Origin of the sequence: uncultured Allobosea sp. (assembly GCF_945957345.1) — a bacterium.
Taxonomy (GTDB): domain Bacteria; phylum Pseudomonadota; class Alphaproteobacteria; order Rhizobiales; family Beijerinckiaceae; genus Allobosea.
Window position 1 is genome coordinate 1 of the sequence record NZ_CAMFKW010000040.1, and the last position, 18,534, is coordinate 18,534.

Sequence of the window (18,534 nt, forward strand, 5' to 3'; positions counted from 1 at the left end):
AGAACCTCCGTTCCTGAGACGCCGAAACAGTCTCAAATCATCTGACGACGGACAGTCTGGCTGGAGCTTCAGGCGATCTGGCGCGGATCCTCGCGATCAGCTCTGAACAAACGAAAACCCCACCTCCTGGGGAGATGGGGCTTTCACTCTTATTGGTTGCGGGGGCACGCAACTACCGATGCCAACACTCGTTAGCGGTGGCGATTTGAAACCCTTTTCTCTTCCAACCCGAGGGAGCGGCCTGGGTTTCATTGATCACGGCATAGAAGCCGATGATGACATCGCGGGCTCGACCATCCGCATTGACCCGCTACGCATGAGCGGGCGGCCGAAATATTTTAAGGGCGAGGCTCGGCCTGCTCGAGCGGGAAGCTCCTGACGACCGAGACCCTTCCCGCGCTGCATCGCATCGCGGGATACAAGGGGACCTATTTCCTGCGGCGCACGCTCGACACCGGCGAGGTCGAGTTCGTCGAGATCACGTTCTGGGACTCCATGGACACGATCGTCGCCTTCGCTGGCGAGGATTGCACCAAGGCCGTCGTTCCCCCCGACACCCAGGCCTTCCTCACTCGCTTCGATGACCGCTCGGTCCATTTCGATGCGACTTGGTGCCCGTAGACCTGCGCCTCGGCGCTGCCGGGTGACGGCGACGATAGGCGACGTAGCGTAAATCGACACACTGACCGGCTCCCGATCAAACGATCGTGGGCCGACTCAGTGCCCTGATGCGCCAGTCGGCTTCGAGGATCATTGCCAACTCGCAGTGATCCTGTCCGGCGCCGGCCCGGCATATCAGCTGTGATCTGAAATCTTACTCCTCGGTTATCCAAGCAGAAGCGAAACCGAAGATAAAGCGGGCTTCCTTTCAGCCACGCATACGCCCGGCACGATCAGCTCTGAACCAATTCGAAAGGAGGCGTAATCGCCTACGGGCGCAAAAAAACAGATCTGGAAATCGTCCGTCGCGCCAGTAAAAAAATGGTCAAAGGTGACGCTGCATTGGAAAATTACTGATAATCCACAAGACCTTGGCGCTGGCATCTGTATCGTTACGGAAGGCATGGGGTCGACGGCCGTCGAAGGCAAAGCTATCGCCTTCTCCTAGAACAGCCTCTTCTCCATCTACGCTCATTGTGATCGTGCCCTCGAGGACGAAGCCGCCCTTTTCAGACAGGGATGTAAGGGGGCTATCGCCCGAAGATCCCTTCGGAGGGATGTGCAAAAGCATCATCTCTAAGTGCTGTGTCGTTCCTGTGGAGAGCAACTCTTTGGTTAGATAGCCCAACCCACAGAAAGGACGCTGATGATTACGCTTCACGAAAAGAGGGTCCTTTCGCTCAGTCATTACATTGCCAGCGTTTCCAGGGAAAAGAGCAGCTGCATTCGTCTCAAGTGCAACCTGTATCTTCGTCAGAATCTTCAAGGAGGGATTTGCAAGATTCCGCTCGATTTGGCTCAGCATGCCGGACGAGACGCCTGATGCGCGCGAGAGCTCCTTCAACGACATTTTGCGCTCCAGCCGCAGTCGTCGAATAACCGCACCGACATGATCGGGGCGCTCCGCACTCCCCGAGATAGCAGTCCATGTGGCCAAGTTCATGAGCGATGCACCTTTCTATCTTCGTGGGTGCCGGGACGCCTAGCGAGGATCGCACAAAGACGCAGCCCGCTGCAGCCCAGCGCCCCGAATGTCAGCCAAAATCCTAAGGTGCCAAGCACGCCGCGCCAATCCCGCGTTCACAAAAACGATCATTATATTAAATTTTTTTGCCGCAATGGGTATCTTTTTTCTTGACGTCAAAACCATGAGGCCGATAGCCTCACTATATCGAACGTTTCTGAGGAGACAAGGAGATGTCCGATGAGCCGCGAACCGCCTCATTCATCCGGCAGCCGCTGAGCCGGCCCTGCGTAGGCTTTGACCAATGCTCTCATATGTTCTGCGCCGCATCGTTCAGAGCGTGATTGTGCTCGTCGGCGCGCTCGTCATCTCGTTTCTGATCCTCAGGATCGTCCCCGGAGATCCGGCCGTGATGATGCTGTCGGACCTAGCGACGCCCGATGAGATTGCACGAGTGCGGATCGCGCTGGGCGTCGATCAACCGGTCTGGATTCAGTTCGGCATATACGTAAAGCAGATCCTCACCGGCGACTTCGGCGTCTCCTATCGGAGCCAGACCCCTGCTCTGTCGCTTGTACTCGGCTATCTACCAGCCACGTTTCAGCTGGCTGTTGCAGCCCTGTTGATCACCATCGGCATTTCCGTCCCGTTTGGCGCTGTTGCGGCCGTCCGCAAAGGTAGCTGGATAGACAATCTCCTCTCCGGTCTTGCGCTGATCGGGCAGTCGGTACCGGTCTTCTGGCTTGGTATCATGCTGATATTGACGTTTTCCGTGCAGTTGCGCTGGCTGCCGACATCCGGCCGCGGCGGCTTTCTCCATCTCGTCCTACCCGCGGTGACATTGGCTGCTGCGCAAGTAGCACTGGTCGCCAGGATCATGCGCTCCAGCATGCTGGAAGTGATCCGGCAGGACTATGTCCGCACAGCGCGCGCCAAAGGCCTGTCGGAGAAGGTGATCGTGATGCGGCATGCGTTGCGCAATGCACTTGCGCCGGTGGTGACCGTTCTAGGACTACAGATAGGAAATCTGCTCGGCGGCGCGATCATTACAGAGACAGTATTTGGGTGGCCTGGAGCAGGAAATCTTCTGGTCAACTCGATCGGTGCACGCGACTACCCTGTCGTTCAGACGATGATCGTCATATCGGCGCTGATATTCGTCATCACTAATCTGATCGTTGACATCATCTACGTGATGCTCGACCCGCGCGTCAGCTACGATTGAGGCGAATGATGAATTTCGTTCTTTTCCTCCGTCTGCGTCCGATGTTCGCGTTCGCGCTCCTCGTCCTGTCACTGCTCGTTCTCGCGGCGGTCTTCGCGCCGCTGATCGCGCCCGGAAACATCGAGATCCAGAATATCTTCAATCGCCTGAAGCCCCCCTTCTGGGTCGACGCCAAGGGCGTTACGCACATCGCGGGAACGGACCATCTCGGCCGCGACGTCTTCAGCCGCCTCATCTACGGCTCCCGGATATCGTTGCTGGTCGGAATCGTCGCGGTTGCCTTCGGCGGCAGCGTCGGCCTCCTGCTCGGGCTCCTGTCCGGCTACTATGGCGGCCTGGTTGACTCCGCAATCATGCGGTTCACCGACATGCAGTTGGCCTTCCCGTTCCTGCTGCTGGCATTGGCGCTGGTCACCATTCTCGGGCCGAGCATCTTCAACGTCATCATCGTCCTCGCTCTGACGAGTTGGATCAACTATGCGAAAGTCGTTCGGGGCGACGTGCTTCAACTACGGTCACTTGAATTCATTCAGGCTGCACGTGTATTGGGCGCCCCCAACCACCGGATCATCTTCCGCTACATCCTGCCGAACGTGATGTCGTCCTTCCTGGTCGTGGCCTCGTTCCAGGTCGCCGCCCTCATCATCGCGGAATCATCGCTCAGCTTCCTCGGCCTTGGTGTCCCGAACCGCATTCCGACCTGGGGCACGATGCTCGCAGACGGCCGCGAATACGTTCGGGACGCGTGGTGGCTGGCCGTGTTCCCCGGCGTCGCGATCATGCTGGCCGCCCTGAGCTTCAACATCATCGGCGATGGGTTGCGCGATCTGCTCGATCCCACCATGCGCTCATCCGCCCGCCCCGGCAGCAGGCGCCGTTTCCGGCTGTTCCCGGCACGTCCCTACGCTCCGAACACTCAGGAAGCCCCGCTGGTGCCGCCCTTTGCCGGCGCCGGCAACCAACAAAACTAGGAGGAAACCGAAATGGCAATCGTTGTCGGAACGGCATCGGCGAAACCGGGAACGCTTACACGGGGAGAACTACGCGTCGGGTGCATGGCCGACGGATCTCCGATCCGCCTGCCCGTCTTCATCGCGAGCGGCGTCAAGGACGGCCCGACCGTCTGGCTCGAAGGCTGCATTCACGGCGAGGAATACGGCGGCGCCGCCTCGATCATCGAATTCATGCGATCCCTCGATCCGAATGTGCTGAACGGCACGATCATCGGCGTGCCGGTTGCCAATCCGGCGTCGTTCAATTTCCGGTCCCGGGTTTCGTCGATCGACGGGCAAAACCTCAATCGTATCTTTCCCGGTAGCTTGGGCGGCAGCCACAGTTTCCAACTGGCGGCGGTGATCGGCGAGCAGCTCGAGGCGCATGCCGATTATCTGATCGACCTGCACAGCGGCGGCATCGGCGCGGAAGTGCCGTTCTACGCTATCTACAAGGACGACGGCGGCGAGGTGGCGCAACGCTCCAAGGATTTGGCGAAGCGCATCGGCGTGGACACAATCTGGCGCACGCCAGATGCGCGGGAGGCCGGAGGGACGGTGACCGCAGAGGCGCTGCGCCGCAACATCCCGTCAGTGACCGTCGAATGCGGAGGCGGCACGTTCACCGAGCAACATCTGCAAGATTACCTGACCTCGATCCACGGCTTCATGCAGGCCGTCGGGGTGTTGTCCGGCGAGGCGCCCGTCCAAAAGCAATATACGATCATCAGCGGCGGGAGCTTCGTTCACAACCGGGAAGGCGGGTTGTTCGTGCCCGCCTGCAAGGTGGGGGACATCCTTCCGCAAGGCGCACCGATCGGCCGCCTGGTCGATCTGTTCGGCGAGACCGTCGAGCAGATCGATAATCCCTACCCCGACTCCTACATCGCGGCGCTCCGCTGCCGGTTTTATCCGACGCATGCCGGTGAGATCTGTGCGGAAGCCATTCCCGTCGAACGTCGCGAAGGACTGTAACGCGCTCGAACGATCAAAGCATCGAGCGCGTCGGGAGATCTCAGCAAAAAGGGGAAAATACAATGCTATCCAAGTCTATTCATGCACTAGGGCTGGTTTCCGGCCTGCTCTTGTCGTCCACTTTTCTCAGTCCTGGGTCGGCAGTCGCATTTGACCTGTCTGTCGCGGCGGGCGCCGATCCGACGACGCTCGATCCGCGCAAAACCTGGGTCGCGCAAGGCTATTCGATCAACGCCCATGTGTTCGAGCCCATGTTCTTTCGGGCCGAGAAAGATGGAAACGTCGTGATCGAACCGATCCTTGCCGAGTCGTGGGCGCAGAAAACGCCGACCGAACTGGAAATCAAACTGCGGGAGGGCATCAAATTCCAGAACGGCGAGCCGTTCAACGCGGAGGCGGTCGCCTACACGATCAATAGTATCCAAGACAACAAGTTCGTCACCAACCTCAAATTATGGACGCGCGACATTACGTCGGTCGAAGTTACCGGCCCCTATACGCTGTTGCTGAAGACCGCGAGGCCGACGCGCGGCCTGCTCAACGTGTTGGCACAGGTTCCAATCGTAGCGCCGAAAGCCGCCCAATCGCCCGACTTCGAGAAGAAGCCGATTGGCACGGGGCCATACAAGATCGTCTCCTACGTGCCCAGCGGCCAAGTCGTCATCGAGAAAAACCACAATTACTGGGGAAAGCCCGGCGAGGCCGACAAGATCACATTTCGCATCATGCCGGAAACCTCGACCCGACTGGCCGCGCTGGAGGCGAACGAGGTGCAGATCGCAGACAATCTGCCGCCGGACAAGCTCCCCGCCCTCAAGGCCAACAAGAATCTGCAGGTCGTTTATACACCGACCCTGCGCGTCGATTACCTAGTGATGAATTTCCGCAACCCACTGATGCAGGATCGGAAGTTCCGCGAGGCACTATCGCTGGCGATCGACCGGCAGGGCATCGTCGACAACCTGCTGGGCGGGACAACCAAGGCTGCCAACTCGATTTCACCGCCCGGAACGATTGGATATGCCGCCGACCTGCCGGTGTATGCCTATGATCCTGGTAAGGCCAAGGCCTTGCTCGCCGAGTCCGGTTACAAGGGTCAAGTCCTCAAAATCGGCGGCCCCGTCGGACGCTACTCGATGGACAAGCAGGTTACCGAGGCTATCGCCGGAATGCTGCAAGCCATCGGTGTCAATGTCGAGGTCGAAACGCTCGCGTTCTCGTCCTACATGGCGAAGTACAATGAAGCGGCATACGACCTTGCTTTCATCGGCCAGACCGACTTCACGATCAATCCGCAAAAGCATTGGGGAACGCTGTTCCAATCCTCGATAGACATCAACAAATATTCAAATCCTGAAATGGACCAAATCATCGAGGCGGCCTCGTCAGAACTCGACGACGCAAAAGCCGCGGAATTATTCCGGAAAGGCCAAAGCCTTGAACACAAGAATTTTGGCGGAGCACTGCCTCTTTACTATGAACCCCAACTGATCGGTCTTGGATCAAAAGTGACAAATTTTTCTCCCCGTCTCGATGAATACATCATCGTCGATACGGTGAAGCTCAAACCCTGAATGCCCCTCACCGGCATGTCAGCTTAAATTTTCAAATTCGGAGGAAAGAAATGACAAAGTATATCGTGTGCGGCTCGCTCGTCGACGCAACCGGATCTGCGCCGCAGAAGGGCAAAGCGATCGTCGTTGAAGGCGACAAGATCAAGGCCATCATCAATGCGAGTGATGTGCCTGCGGGCTCCGAACGTGTAGATCTTTCCGATCGCACCGTCCTTCCCGGATTGATCGACTGTCATGAACACCTGATCGTCGACCCCGGCGACGAGGCGGCACAATGCGCCGAACCCCTGCCTTATCTCGCCATGAAGGCCGTCTGGAACGCCAGAGAGATCTTGAAGGCCGGCATCACCACGATGCGCGACGTCGGCGAGAAGTATTTCATCGATGTCGAGGCAAAACGCTGCATCGATGCCGGGCTGATCCAGGGGCCGCGCCTGCTGATATCCGGCCACCCGCTGATCCGCACGGGCGGCCACGCCCATTTCCTCGGCCGTGAGACGGATGGCGTTTCAGACATGCGCAAGGCTGTACGCGAACAACTCAAGCAAGGTGTCGATCTGATCAAGATCATGGCCAGCGGCGGCATGTCGACAAAGGGCTCTCTGCCGGACTCGCAGGAGTTTTCCGACGACGAGATCCGGGCATGTATCGATGAAGCCCGCCGGAATGGACGTACCGTGGCCGCGCATCTCCATGGCGGCCCGGCCTTGAAGGTCTGCATCGAGGCTGGGGTTCACTCGGTGGAGCACGGCATCCTCTACACCGAAGATGACGTCAAACTGGTTGCCGGCTCCCCGACCTGGCTGGTCTTCACCACCGGCGTCGGCATGGTCGCGATGGAAAGCCCGGACGCTCCCGCCTACTACAAGGCCAAAGCCAATGCAGCCCATGCCAATGGCTTGAAGGTGCGCAAATGGGCCAAGCAGCACGGCGTCAAGGTCGCGGTCGGTACCGACACGAACCATGGCCGCATGGATACGGAGGCGGTGGCGCTTCTGGAAGCCGGCTGGAGCCCGATGGAAGCGATCCAGGCTTGCACGATCAAGGGCGCCGAGCTCTGCGGCCTCGCCGCCAAGACCGGTAGTCTCGAAGCCGGCAAATGGGCCGACATCATCGCGGTCGACGGAGACCCCCTCTCCAACATGAGCAACCTCCGCAACGTCACCTTCGTGATGAAGGCGGGCAAGATCGAGTTCAGCAACAAGGCAGGTATGTGATTAGCGCTCCCGTGCAGTCTTCAATCAGCTTCGGTACCGCCAAGGCCGCGCCCGGCCAGGTGGCCATAGGCGAACTTCCGATCGCCGTGGCGATGGACGGACGCGAAGTCACCATTCCGATCGCCGTCGTTCATGGCCTCAGACCGGGACCGACCGTCCTGGTTGAAGGCGGCCTGCACGGGATCGAGATCGCGACGGTGGAAATCTGCCGCCGCCTCAAGGACGAAGTCGACCCGGCCCAGCTCGCCGGCACGCTGGTTCTGGCGCCGCAGGTCAATCCATGGGCGTTCCTCGCCTCAAGCCGCTTCACGCCTCAGGACGCCCAGGATATGAACAGGGTGTTCCCCGGCAGTGCCGGAGGAACGCTGTCGCATCAGGTCGCGCGCGTGATCACGCGCGAGCTTCTCGATCGCGCGGACGTCGTCATCGACTGCCATTCCTGCAATCCGCCATCGCTTTACTTTACGATCGTTGGCGAGGAGGGCAACGCCGAGACACGGCAGCGCTCCGTCGACCTCGCAAAGGCCTTCGGCTATCCGGTGGTGCTGGCGAACACGGCCTACTCCGGCACTTTATCGGGTTATTGCTTGCAGCAAGGCAAGCCGACGATCACCCCTGAATTCGTGTTCTCCCGCCGCTTCGACCCTGTTTCGATCGCGACCGGCGTCGCCGGCGTGCGCAATGTGCTCCGTCATCTCGACATGCTGTCGGATCAGCACGAACCGATCGAGGTTCCCCGCCCCTTCACAGAGGTTCGGACCTATCGGTCCATCGGCGCGACCCGCGGCGGATACTGCTTCTTCGGCCTAGAGTGCGGCCAATCGGTGAAACAGGGCGAAACGGTCGCGACCCTGCGCGATTGCTGGGGCACCGAGCTGGAGCGTATCGTCGCCCCGCACGACGGCATTATCATCGCTTTCCCGCTTCAGGGAAATCAGGCTGCGGGTACCGGGGACAAGATCGCCTACATTGCCTATCGAACCGGGAATGAACCATGAGGCTCCGCGGTTCGAAATAAGCACCTTTATCGATGAGGGGGATGGCGGTGCCGACTGGCGGCACCGCCATCCCCCTCATCTGTCAGGATCGACACTCGGCCGATCGTGAGGATGGGCCGGACGCGTCGACCGAAGACGGTCTGAGCGCCTTCCGCACCCGGAATTGAAGCTTTTAAGAGATGTCGGCGGCCCCTGCCCCGACAAGATTGGCATTTTCCTAACCCGGCCTTCAAACCGAAGTCCCGGGCATGCGATGCGCCGCCGGGGCTTTTCGATGGAGGGGTGCCATCGCAATCTCCAACGTCGAGATCGCGACGTCGATCACCCGCTCGTTCCTCGGCTGTCCGGAGACATCCTCCTGCATTAACAAGGCGAACACCTCCCGCGCCGGAAGCCCTGGCCCCGGTTCACGTCGGCTCAGCCAGCGCTCGGTCATCGCGAGCTGGATTTGCTCAGCAAGCAGCTCCGCAGCTTTGACCTTTTCCCGGAGGAGATGTCGCTCTTCCGGAAACCCGTCTCTCTCGGGCTTGAGGAAGCGCCGGATGTCGCGCAGAGGCAGGACGGTCGCGCCCCGCCATTCAGCCGTTTGCCTATCTAGCTCGGGGAGATCCTTCGATGACAGCGGCTGCCGTAAAATGAGGTCAGCGTAGATTGCAGTCAGGAGCTGAATCACATCGATCTGCGCTTCGTCCTGCAAGGTCAGGCAGGCTTCGGCGACACCCGGCAACGCATAAAACTCCAGAGCGAAACGCCAGAGGGGGCCATCAAGATCGAGCCGGTTCATCTCCGTCTCCGCGTTACGAGGCAATGTAGAGATGGAGCCGATCCACTCACCGCACTATGCACCGGCAGTATTCGGGTTGGCGGCAGAGAGACGGTATCATGATCGCGGTTGCACTTAGCGAGATTCGGTAGTTGCCCTACGTACGGTGGGCATGCCGGCCCAGCGGCGAACCGCGCGGCTGTCGATGCCGAATAGGTCGAGCGAACGGCCAACGGTGTGGTCCACCATATCGGCGATCGTTTCCGGCAGAGCATAGAAGGCCGGCACGGGTGGCATGATAATCGCGCCCATCTCGGCGAGGCTGGTCATCGTCCGCAGATGCCCGAGATGCAGTGGGGTCTCTCGCACCATCAGCACCAGTTTGCGACGCTCCTTGAGCACGACATCGGCTGCCCGGCTGATTAAAGTCGAGGTCACGCCGGTCGCGATCTCCGACATGGTGCGGATAGAGCAAGGAGCGATCAACATGCCCAGTGTATGGAACGAGCCGCTGGAGATCGTCGCACCGATATCCTGAACGTTGTGCACGACATTCGCCTTCTCGGCCAGCGCCGCAGGGCTCATACCGAGCTCCTGCGACAGCGTCAGATGGGCCGAGCGGGTGACGACGAGATGCGTCTCGACCCCTGCCGCCGCCAGCAATTCGAGCGCCCGCACGCCATAGACGGCGCCAGAGGCGCCGCTGATGCCGACGATAATGCGCGCGGGCGTATCGTGATCGCTCATGGGTTTGCGTTGCCCTCAGGCGTTGTCGAACCAGTCGGACAGGTTGATCTGGTCGGCGAGGCGGATTTTCTTGCGTTCGAATTCCGGCTTGCGGTGGAAGGGCTTGGTCGCGTCAATCAGGAGGCGGCCCCAGTGGTCCTTCTGCTCATCGCGATAGAAGGACGGCGTCTCCGGGATGATCAGCATGTCCTTGTCAGGGCGGCAGCGCGTCAGCGTAGCCCACATCACATCATCCATGTCGTAGATGTTCACATCGGGATCAACGACGGTGATGATCTTGGCCCAGATCGGCTCGGCGCCGATCGTCGCCAGCATGACCTGGCGGGCGTGGCCCTCGAACTGCGTGTCGACCTTTACGATGGCATGGTTGACGAAGGGCTGGCAGGTGACGTCGAGAATGCCAGGCAAAGCGGCGCTGAGGCGCTGGTAGATGTTGGCAGAGACCGAGAGCTCCAGCGTCAGCACCTCCTCGGCCGAGCCGCACAGGATCGAGTGGAAGACGGCGTCCTTGCGGACGGTCACGCCCAGCACCTCGAACACCGCGTTCTGGCCTTCGGGGACGTAATAGCCCATGAACTCTCCGAACGGCCCCTCGGGCCGGCGCTCGTTCGGCAGGAAGCGGCCCTCGATGACGATCTCGGTATCGGCAGGCACTTCGAGATCGATATGCTTGCATTTCCGCATCGCGATCGGGCTGCCCTTGAGGCGGGCCGCAACCTCAAGTTCATCGACATCGTAAGGCAAGGGAGCCGCTGCTGTCAGGAACGAGGTCGACGGCGCGCCGATCAACATCGCCGCCTCAAGCGGCTTACCCATCTTCTCGGCCTTCTCGTGATAGATCGTCAGGTGGTGACGAGGCGCTAACCGGCAGCGCAGTTCCTCGTCGCTCACGAACATCGAGCGGTGATAGGACAGGTTACCGACGCCGGTCTCGGGGTCTTTGGCGATGAACATCGCGGAGGTGAAGTAAGGGGCCGCGTCACGGTCCGAATAGGTGATCAGCGGCAGTTCGGAGAGCTTGCACTCGATCAGATCCTCATCCTGCGCCGGCACAAAGGCGGACCCGCCGGCGCCACTGCCGAGATTGGCGAGATTGCTCCACTGCCGGCAGAAATCGGCCGCGTCGATGCCGATGAGTTCAGCCAGCCGTTCGCGGGCGCCGTAGACATTGGTGACGACCGGGAAGCGGGTGCCCTTGACCTTGTTGAACAGGATCGGCTTGCCCCAGCGCTTCTGCGCAGCATAAGTCACCGCCGCGAGTTCGTGGAAGGGGTCGACCTCCTTGTCCACCACCAGCAAGTCCCCTCGTTCCTTGAGGCGCGCGATGTAGTTCCGCATCGGTATTTCCTTATCGATATCGTGGGTATACCGGCCCTGCGCCGGAACGCCGTCAGGCGCTCCGTGGCGTCAGCGTCGGCGTTGCGACGGGCGCCAGGTCAAGGCCATGCGCTCGAACAGCGAGACCGCCCCGATGCCGAGCGTGGTGAAGACAGTGATCGAGACCAGCGCGGCGAAGACGAGCGGGGTATCCATGTTGAACTGGCCGAACAGTATGAGATGGCCGATGCCGCTGTTGCCGCCGATGAACTCGCCGACGATCGAGCCGACGAGCGCCAGCGGGAAGGCAACCTTGAGCGCGTCGGTGATGTAAGGCACGGCATTCATCAGGCGCACCTTGGTGAAGATGCGCCAGCGGCTGCCTCCGGCCAGCGTCGACAAGTCGATGACGTCGGCTTCGATCTCGCCGAGCCCGGTCAACGAATTCACGAAGACCGGGAACAACGCCAGCAGGAAGGCGAGGATGATCTTGGATTCGACGCCGAGGCCGAACCAGATCACGAAGAGCGGCGCCACCGCGATCTTCGGAATCGAGTTGAAGGCGGCGAGCAACGGCATCACGAGCGAACGCAGCACCGGCACATAAATGACGGCCAGTGCCAGCAGCACGCCGAAGACCAGCGCCAGCGCGAGGCCGACGAGCGTGGTCATTCCGGTCACCGCGAGCCCTTGCAACTGGATCGACGCGGTCTCCATGAAGCGGGTAGCGATCGCCGACGGCAGCGGCAAGACATACCCGGGGATGCCGAGCAACGGCACGCCGATCTCCCAGAAAAGCAGCAGCGCAGCGAGGAAAAGAAGCGGACGAAAACGCGCCAGCAAAGAGGACGTGTCGGCCATCGTCAGTACTCCGTCTCGCCGGCCTCGATGCCCTCGCGCACACGGGCGGCGAAGGCGACGAAGCGAGGATCGCGCAAGGTCGCCGTGGTGCGCGAGCGCGGCAGGTCGATTTCGACGATGTCGTGGATGCGCCCCGGCCGCGGCGACATCACCACGACAATGTCGGAAAGCAGCACGGCCTCGGTGATGCTGTGGGTAACGAAAAGCACGGTGTTGCGGCTCTCCTCCCAAAGCGTCTGCAAGGCAAAACCCATGCGCTCGCGGGTGATGACGTCGAGCGCGCCGAACGGCTCGTCCATCAGGATCAGCGAGGGCTTGAGCAGCATTGCCCTGCAGATCGCGGCGCGCTGCTGCATACCGCCTGACAACTCGAAGGGGCGGCTCTCTTCGAAGCCGGAGAGGCCGGCGAGCGCCATCAGTTCGCGGGCGCGCCCTTCATAGTCGGCGGCGCGTAAGCCGCCCATTTCGGCAACGAAGAGGATGTTGTCCAGGGTCGTGCGCCAAGGCAGCAGGACGGGTGCCTGAAACACCATGCCGACATCGCGGATTGGACCGGTGACCTCCTGCCCGCGCAGATTGATACGGCCACTGCTGGCACGCACAAGCCCGGCGGCGATGCGCAGCAAGGTGGACTTGCCGCAACCGCTGGGGCCGACAATCGAGACGAAGCTGTTCTCGGGGACGGAGAACGAAGCCTGATCGATCGCCAGGGTCGAACCGAATGTCTTCGATAGATTTTCGACGATGAGCGAGGCAGACATAAAGGATTCCTAACGACGATCGCCAGGCTGAGGATATCGTCCGGCCGCCGGGCTCGCCGCAGCGGCCGGGGCGGATTACTTACCCTTGATTGCGAACAAGTCGTCGGGTTTCAGCGACGCGTCGAGCTTCAATGCCTTCTTCACAAGATCGATCGTGCGCAGAATGCGCTTATCGTCGGCCACCCCATAACCGTGTTCGGCGGTGTAGGGGGTCTGCATCGATCTGATCGCTCCCGTCCACTGAGCCAGCACGGTCTCGCGGTTCATCGCCGGGTTGGCCTTGACCATGATGTCAGCAGTCTCGTCCGGATTCTTGATTGCGTATTCGACCGCTTTGCGTGTCGCGGCAGCGAAGCGCTTGGCTTCGTCGAGGTTCTTTTCGAGATTCGGCGTGGCCGCGACGAGGACGTAACCGAACACGTCGTAGCCCCAGTCGACGAAGCTGGTGAATTCGACCGTCTTGCCCTGTGCTGCCGCGACCTTGCTCAAAGCCGGCATGTCGCCGTCAGAGCTGGCGGTGAACAGGTCAGCACGATTGCTCAGCAGCAGCGAGAAATAGACGCCGGGATCAGCGGCCTGCCAGTCGAGTTTGGAAGCGTCGAGCTTCTTCTCGTCGAAAATGATCGGCAGGATGACTCGGGCGCTGTCAGTCTGCGAAGCTGCGATTCGCTTCCCCGTGATCGATTCTGGGGTCTTGAACGGCGTCAGCGAGGCCAGGCCGCTGGTCGTGACGTCAGTATAGACCATGAAGGCCTTGAGCTTTGCTCCCTTGGCGATCGCCTGAACAACGGGACCGATCTCGGCCATGCCATAGTCGGCTTTCCCGCTGTCAACCGCCGTGATGACGAAGCCGCTGCCTGTCGCTGGCGTAATGTCGATGTCGAAGCCTGCTTCCTTGTAGAAGCCCTTGTCGCGCCCGACGAAGAATGGCGCATGGCGGCCGTTGTAAACGTAGTTGGTGAGGAAGGTGATCTTTTTCATCGTCGGCGCCTGTGCTTGCGCTTCGACAGTCAAGCCTCCGAAACCAAGCATGGCAGCCAGGGATGCAGTCAGAATTCCAAGCTTGTGCATCAAATCCTCCCCATTTTTTCACAACTTGTCAGGTGCTGCCTCGGTCGCCTTCCAGTTCGGCGCCGCAATCATCTTTGGGCCGGCGCGCCAGCCAGTTCGTCACGGATCTACTCGGCACGCTTCGAATGAACAGACGCACCTCACAGCCCTCTCGGAAAGTTTATGTTGCGTATGACGCAACATCGTTGCATAATACGAGATTGTCATGCCTTGGCTGATCACGTCAAGCGAGATCGGGAGTGCGCTTTGATAGAAAATCCCGCGACGTCTCGGATCGAAACAAGGAGCGGCACAGTCGGCGCCGTCGAGCACGCGATCGCAATTCTCCATTGCCTGTCGGGCTCTCCGGAGCCGCTCGGCATCAACGAGATCGCGCGACGGATCGGATTGCACAAAAGTTCGATCTCACGGCTAGTCGCGACTTTGGTGGCGGCGCGCTTGGTTGAGCGCGACACAGCCTCGGCCCGGATCAAGCTCGGGCCCGGCCTAGTCCTGCTCGCCGCTCCCGTGCTGGCTGAGTTGCACATCAAGGATCTGGTCCGGCCGGCCCTCGAGGACTTGGCAGTACGGTCGGGCGAGACGGCGAGTTACAATATGTGGGACGGCCGCGAGGCCGTGACGATCGAGCAGGTTCCCGGACCCGGTGCTGTTCGGATCTTCTCCGAGCCAGGACGTCGCGATCCCGGCCATTGCACGGCCTGCGGCAAGATCTTGCTCGCCCATGAACCGGAGGACGTCATCGAGGCCCATTGCGCCGGCGCGCTGGAGCGTTTCAACGAGCGGACAATCACCGATCCCGCCGCCTTGCGGCTGGAATTGGCGACTTCGCGCCAGCGCGGCTATGCGCTCAATTTCGGAGAGCTCGACAGTGAGATCAGCGCGATTTCCGCAGTTAGCCACGACGCTCAGGGCAAGGTCGTCGGGAGCATCACGGTGACCGTGCCGAGCTACCGATTCACGCAGGAGCGGCAGGAGGATTTGATCGCCATGGTCGTCGAGACCGCGCGCCGCGTATCGCGGCGCCGGGACTGAATATCCAAAGCATTTTCGAGCGATGCGGACGCCGGTTCGTCTGAAGACAGCGCGGAAAACAAGGAGCTGGATCAGTTCCGCGCATCGGAGAATTGTGGAACTGATCTAACGTCGATAACCAAATTGCTCCGACAGGTCGCGCGCGACCGCCAGGGTCTCGGCGAGGATGCTTGCTTGTCGGGTTGCGTCGAATCTGTACGCAGGCACTGTGACCGTCAACGAGCCGACGACGCTTCCGTCCATATTGAACACGGCAGCGCCGATAGCGCACACGTCGATCGAGAACTCGCCGACATTGACGGCATACCCGCAACCGCGGATCTGGCGAAGCTGCTGCCGGAGAATGGCGGGATCGGTCACCGTGCTCTCCGTGTAGCTTCGGAGCGAATCGGTCAGAATTCGATCGATCACGTCGCCGGATTCAAAAGCGAGCAAGACCTTTCCCGACGCCGTGCAATGAGCCGGATTTGCCTGCCCGGGCGAGGCGAAATGGGTGATGGCGTTCGGGCCGAGCGCCTGCACGACGCTGACCGCTTCGTCTCCGCTCCAGATGCTGAGATTGACGGTTTCTCCCGTCCGCTTGGCTAAGGCCTCGAGGCTCGGGCGCACCCAAGTGGAGAGGCCGAGATCGTGCATCAGCGGCGCCACGATGACGAGAAGCCCCGTGCCCAGCCGAATGCTGCCATCCTGGCCGCGCTGAAGCAGCCGCTCCTCCTCCAGGGAGGTAACGAGCCGCGAGACGGAGCTTTTGTCGAGGCCGACGCGCCGCGACAGCTCGTTCACGCCGATCGGTGTCTTGGAGCGCGACACGCAGCGCAGGATTTCAGCGAGATGGCTGACCGCCAGGATCTTTCGGCCCCCTTTCGCGGGCGAAGCGACTGAGTCGTTCACGTCGATTTCCTCCTGTCTGCCTCTTGACATCAAACGATGCGTGAAGGACTAATTATCGAAACCAACACTGTTGGTCAATAGCCAACGCACATAGCAAGACGAGTTCGGCATGGCGGCTTTCGAATCCTTCCGGCAATTGGTCGAGGCATTGCGTGAACGCGGCGAGGTGGCGACCGTCGCCCGCCAAGTCGACCCCCGTCATGAACTGACAGCGGTCATGCGCCACATGCAGCGGGGGCCGAACCGCCCGCTGCTCTTCACCGATGTGAAAGGCAGCGATCTCCCGGTCATCACCAACGTCTTTGGATTCCGCCGGACCGTCGCGGAATCGCTCGGCCTGGCCCAGGGAGATCTTCTACGCACGATGGTGTCGCTGGAAGCCAAGGGCCTTCCGGTCGACCGCGTCGAGACGGCTCCTGTTCAGGAAATCGTCAAGACGCAGGATATCGATGTCGCGCGCGACCTGCCCCAGATCGTCTATTCGGAGCATGACGGGGGTGCCTACATCACTGCGGGAGTGCTGATCGCACCTCATCCCGTGACCGGCGCTTACAATGCGTCATGGAACAGGTGCCAGCTCGCGGGAGGCGACAAGCTGCGCGTCCGCATGATGCCGCCACAGCATCTGGGGCGCTACCACGCGGAAGCCGAGGAGATGGGACAGAACCTCCCCTGCGCCATTGTGATCGGCGCACCGCCCGGCCTGATGTTCTCGGCCGCGTCCAAAGTTCCCTATGAAGCGGACGAGCTGGAGGTTGCGGGCGCCTGGCAAGGCAAGCCCCTCCGCGTCGTGCGGTGCAAGACCATTCCGGTCGACGTGCCGGCTGATGCAGAGCTTATCATCGAGGGCGAGGTCATTGCTGGTGTCCGCGAAGACGAGGGTCCCTTCGGCGAGTTCACGGACGGCTATGTGCCGGTGATGAAGAACCACGTCTTCAAGGTGAAGGCCATCACGCGCCGCCGGAACGCCATCTATCATGCGATCCTGGCCGGCGGCACCGAAGATCTCAATCTGGTCGGAGTGCCGATCCAGGCCGAGATCTACAAGAAGGTTTCGGCCTTCGTTCCGAAGATCAGGGATATCGCAACGCCCGGATATGTCTTCGGGTGCGTGATATCGATCGACAAGCAGAACGAAGACCAGGCCCGCAACGCGATGCTTGCCGCCCTGGGCGGTTATTCATGGACGAAAGTCGTGGTCGTGGTCGACAAGGATGTCGACCCCTTCAATGCCGCCGATGTGCTGTGGGCCATCCAGACACGATGCACGCCGGAAACCGGAATCTACGTCGTCCCGCGAATACCAAGCTACACGCGCGAGGATGTGCGTGAGGTCCATCGCGGCAAGGTCGGCATCGACGCCACCGCGCCACTTTCGATGAAGCAGCTTTTTGAACGCCGCCGCTTCCCCGGAGAAGCGGACATCAAGCTAGAGGATTACATCGGTGCAGACTCCAGCCATTAGTCCCGAGCGCATTGGCGATGCCGTCGACCATCTCGTGACGGCTCCAATTTCCAACTGGACGATCCTGAAAGGGCTTCCGCTCCCTCTCCTCTATGCGAGGGCGCGGGAGCTGGCCGGCGGCTCGATTACTCTGGCGGCGGCCCGCCTGCTACAGCAGAACGTCTCGCGCGGCGACAGGGTTCTGATCCTCAGCGGCTTCATCATGCGGGATTATGGCTTGCCGGAGACGGACGGCCCGATCGGAGCTGCGGTGCTAGCGCGCGCCTTGTCCATGGGGCTGGGGGCTGTGCCGATCGGCGTATCGGAGGATTCGATCGTTCCTTGCATGAGGGCGTGTTTCTCGACCGCCGGCTTGATCCCTGCCGAACCCGGCAGGCTCGATTCGGGCCGGCACCGCTATGGGTTGTCGGGCTTCCCCGTGAACGAGGACGAGGCCCGCCGGGCCGCGCGTGACCTTCTGGACCAGCACAGGCCCAAGGCGCTCATCGCTGTCGAACGCCCGGGCGCCGGCAAGGATGGCGAATATCACGGCGGCGGCGGTTTCGAGGTTTCTTCGTTCACCGCCAAAACCGATATCTTGTACGCGGAGGCGAGAAAGGCCGGCATTCCCACGATCGGAATCGGCGATCTCGGCAATGAGCTCGGCATGGGCGCGGTCGCCGATATCGTCGCATCGGACGTGCCGAACGGTGTCGTCATTGCGGCGCAGCAGCCTGCGGACGTCACGGTCGTCGCCAATATCTCAAACTGGGGCGCTTACGGGGTCGCGGCCTGTCTCGCCGCGCTGACCGACAACAGCGACGCCTTCCATGACGGCCAGCACGAAAAGCGACTGATCGAAGCGTGTGTCCAAGCCGGCGGCATCGATCCCGTCGGAGGCCAGCTGCGCCTGTATGTCGACGGCACGGACGCGCACACCAATGCATCACTGGTCGATCTGTTGCGGTCGATCGTCGATCTGAGCCAGCGCGAAGGCGCAAACATCAGCGGATACCAGAGCTCGTGGCAGACCAAGTAACCA

Annotated in this window: 18 protein-coding genes; 10 read left to right on the plus strand and 8 right to left on the minus strand. The window is 61.0% G+C overall.

The window, feature by feature from the left end; genetic code table 11:
- Positions 1-495 precede the first annotated feature (495 nt).
- On the plus strand, positions 496-621 hold the full coding sequence (locus Q0Q36_RS18285) for an acyl-CoA dehydrogenase (RefSeq protein ID WP_293800105.1): 126 nt from the start codon (positions 496-498) through the stop codon (positions 619-621).
- Positions 622-985: 364 nt separating this feature from the next.
- Here Q0Q36_RS18285 and Q0Q36_RS18290 read toward each other — a convergent pair whose 3' ends face one another.
- Positions 986-1,603 (minus strand): XRE family transcriptional regulator, encoded by a 618-nt coding sequence (locus Q0Q36_RS18290; protein WP_293800106.1) that lies wholly within the window; start codon positions 1,601-1,603, stop codon positions 986-988.
- Between the two features lie 325 nt (positions 1,604-1,928).
- On the opposite strand from Q0Q36_RS18290, the gene Q0Q36_RS18295 reads away from it, so the two are divergent.
- The 6 genes from Q0Q36_RS18295 (at position 1,929) to Q0Q36_RS18320 (ending at position 8,605) form a co-directional block, all read left to right on the plus strand.
- Complete coding sequence (locus Q0Q36_RS18295; protein ID WP_293800108.1) at positions 1,929-2,849, plus strand: ABC transporter permease; 921 nt, start codon at positions 1,929-1,931, stop codon at positions 2,847-2,849.
- A gap of 8 nt (positions 2,850-2,857) precedes the next feature.
- A complete protein-coding gene (locus Q0Q36_RS18300) occupies positions 2,858-3,820 on the plus strand; it encodes an ABC transporter permease (protein WP_293800110.1) in 963 nt (320 codons plus the stop codon).
- An 84-nt stretch (positions 3,821-3,904) separates the two neighbouring features.
- The gene (locus Q0Q36_RS18305; protein WP_293800112.1) at positions 3,905-4,816 is read left to right on the plus strand and encodes a succinylglutamate desuccinylase/aspartoacylase family protein; all 912 of its coding nucleotides are present in this window, start codon (positions 3,905-3,907) and stop codon (positions 4,814-4,816) included.
- Positions 4,817-4,878: 62 nt separating this feature from the next.
- Entirely contained in the window at positions 4,879-6,390 is a 1,512-nt protein-coding gene (locus tag Q0Q36_RS18310) for an ABC transporter substrate-binding protein (protein WP_293800114.1), read from the plus strand.
- Between the two features lie 50 nt (positions 6,391-6,440).
- Positions 6,441-7,607 (plus strand): amidohydrolase family protein, encoded by a 1,167-nt coding sequence (locus Q0Q36_RS18315; RefSeq protein WP_293800115.1) that lies wholly within the window; start codon positions 6,441-6,443, stop codon positions 7,605-7,607.
- An 11-nt stretch (positions 7,608-7,618) separates the two neighbouring features.
- Positions 7,619-8,605: a succinylglutamate desuccinylase/aspartoacylase family protein gene (locus Q0Q36_RS18320; protein WP_293800116.1), complete on the plus strand. Its 987-nt coding sequence runs from the start codon at positions 7,619-7,621 to the stop codon at positions 8,603-8,605.
- Between the two features lie 229 nt (positions 8,606-8,834).
- Here the strand turns inward: Q0Q36_RS18320 and Q0Q36_RS18325 are convergent, their stop codons facing one another.
- From Q0Q36_RS18325 to Q0Q36_RS18350, 6 genes are all read right to left on the minus strand, one after another.
- Entirely contained in the window at positions 8,835-9,389 is a 555-nt protein-coding gene (locus Q0Q36_RS18325) for a TIGR02444 family protein (protein WP_293800118.1), read from the minus strand.
- Between the two features lie 114 nt (positions 9,390-9,503).
- Positions 9,504-10,115, minus strand: a complete 612-nt coding sequence (locus Q0Q36_RS18330) for a UbiX family flavin prenyltransferase (RefSeq protein ID WP_293800120.1) — start codon at positions 10,113-10,115, stop codon at positions 9,504-9,506.
- A gap of 15 nt (positions 10,116-10,130) precedes the next feature.
- Positions 10,131-11,453 (minus strand): UbiD family decarboxylase, encoded by a 1,323-nt coding sequence (locus Q0Q36_RS18335; protein WP_293800121.1) that lies wholly within the window; start codon positions 11,451-11,453, stop codon positions 10,131-10,133.
- A 69-nt stretch (positions 11,454-11,522) separates the two neighbouring features.
- Positions 11,523-12,293: an ABC transporter permease gene (locus Q0Q36_RS18340; protein ID WP_293800123.1), complete on the minus strand. Its 771-nt coding sequence runs from the start codon at positions 12,291-12,293 to the stop codon at positions 11,523-11,525.
- A gap of 2 nt (positions 12,294-12,295) precedes the next feature.
- On the minus strand, positions 12,296-13,054 hold the full coding sequence (locus Q0Q36_RS18345) for an ABC transporter ATP-binding protein (protein ID WP_293800125.1): 759 nt from the start codon (positions 13,052-13,054) through the stop codon (positions 12,296-12,298).
- Between the two features lie 75 nt (positions 13,055-13,129).
- Positions 13,130-14,125, minus strand: a complete 996-nt coding sequence (locus Q0Q36_RS18350) for an ABC transporter substrate-binding protein (RefSeq protein ID WP_293800127.1) — start codon at positions 14,123-14,125, stop codon at positions 13,130-13,132.
- A gap of 162 nt (positions 14,126-14,287) precedes the next feature.
- Here Q0Q36_RS18350 and Q0Q36_RS18355 point away from each other — a divergent pair, with 162 nt between their 5' ends.
- On the plus strand, positions 14,288-15,157 hold the full coding sequence (locus tag Q0Q36_RS18355) for an IclR family transcriptional regulator (RefSeq protein ID WP_293800129.1): 870 nt from the start codon (positions 14,288-14,290) through the stop codon (positions 15,155-15,157).
- A 105-nt stretch (positions 15,158-15,262) separates the two neighbouring features.
- Here Q0Q36_RS18355 and Q0Q36_RS18360 read toward each other — a convergent pair whose 3' ends face one another.
- Entirely contained in the window at positions 15,263-16,048 is a 786-nt protein-coding gene (locus Q0Q36_RS18360; RefSeq protein ID WP_293800131.1) for an IclR family transcriptional regulator, read from the minus strand.
- Between the two features lie 109 nt (positions 16,049-16,157).
- Here Q0Q36_RS18360 and Q0Q36_RS18365 point away from each other — a divergent pair, with 109 nt between their 5' ends.
- Both Q0Q36_RS18365 and Q0Q36_RS18370 read left to right on the plus strand, forming a co-directional pair.
- Positions 16,158-17,513 (plus strand): UbiD family decarboxylase, encoded by a 1,356-nt coding sequence (locus tag Q0Q36_RS18365; RefSeq protein ID WP_293800133.1) that lies wholly within the window; start codon positions 16,158-16,160, stop codon positions 17,511-17,513.
- Positions 17,494-18,531 carry a DUF4392 domain-containing protein gene (locus tag Q0Q36_RS18370; protein WP_293800135.1) on the plus strand — a complete coding sequence of 346 codons (1,038 nt, stop codon included), beginning with the start codon at positions 17,494-17,496 and terminating at the stop codon, positions 18,529-18,531. Before Q0Q36_RS18365 ends, Q0Q36_RS18370 begins: the two co-directional genes overlap by 20 nt.
- Positions 18,532-18,534: the final 3 nt, after the last annotated feature.

Coding starts and splice junctions, on each gene's coding strand:
- Q0Q36_RS18335 (WP_293800121.1), bottom strand. CDS start 11,453: ATGCGGAACTACATCGCGCGCCTCAAGGAACGAGGGGACTTGCTGGTG.
- Q0Q36_RS18350 (WP_293800127.1), bottom strand. CDS start 14,125: ATGCACAAGCTTGGAATTCTGACTGCATCCCTGGCTGCCATGCTTGGT.
- Q0Q36_RS18290 (WP_293800106.1), bottom strand. CDS start 1,603: ATGAACTTGGCCACATGGACTGCTATCTCGGGGAGTGCGGAGCGCCCC.
- Q0Q36_RS18365 (WP_293800133.1), top strand. CDS start 16,158: ATGGCGGCTTTCGAATCCTTCCGGCAATTGGTCGAGGCATTGCGTGAA.
- Q0Q36_RS18325 (WP_293800118.1), bottom strand. CDS start 9,389: ATGAACCGGCTCGATCTTGATGGCCCCCTCTGGCGTTTCGCTCTGGAG.
- Q0Q36_RS18305 (WP_293800112.1), top strand. CDS start 3,905: ATGGCCGACGGATCTCCGATCCGCCTGCCCGTCTTCATCGCGAGCGGC.
- Q0Q36_RS18330 (WP_293800120.1), bottom strand. CDS start 10,115: ATGAGCGATCACGATACGCCCGCGCGCATTATCGTCGGCATCAGCGGC.
- Q0Q36_RS18310 (WP_293800114.1), top strand. CDS start 4,879: ATGCTATCCAAGTCTATTCATGCACTAGGGCTGGTTTCCGGCCTGCTC.
- Q0Q36_RS18300 (WP_293800110.1), top strand. CDS start 2,858: ATGAATTTCGTTCTTTTCCTCCGTCTGCGTCCGATGTTCGCGTTCGCG.
- Q0Q36_RS18285 (WP_293800105.1), top strand. CDS start 496: ATGGACACGATCGTCGCCTTCGCTGGCGAGGATTGCACCAAGGCCGTC.
- Q0Q36_RS18340 (WP_293800123.1), bottom strand. CDS start 12,293: ATGGCCGACACGTCCTCTTTGCTGGCGCGTTTTCGTCCGCTTCTTTTC.
- Q0Q36_RS18295 (WP_293800108.1), top strand. CDS start 1,929: ATGCTCTCATATGTTCTGCGCCGCATCGTTCAGAGCGTGATTGTGCTC.
- Q0Q36_RS18345 (WP_293800125.1), bottom strand. CDS start 13,054: ATGTCTGCCTCGCTCATCGTCGAAAATCTATCGAAGACATTCGGTTCG.
- Q0Q36_RS18315 (WP_293800115.1), top strand. CDS start 6,441: ATGACAAAGTATATCGTGTGCGGCTCGCTCGTCGACGCAACCGGATCT.
- Q0Q36_RS18355 (WP_293800129.1), top strand. CDS start 14,288: ATGTTGCGTATGACGCAACATCGTTGCATAATACGAGATTGTCATGCC.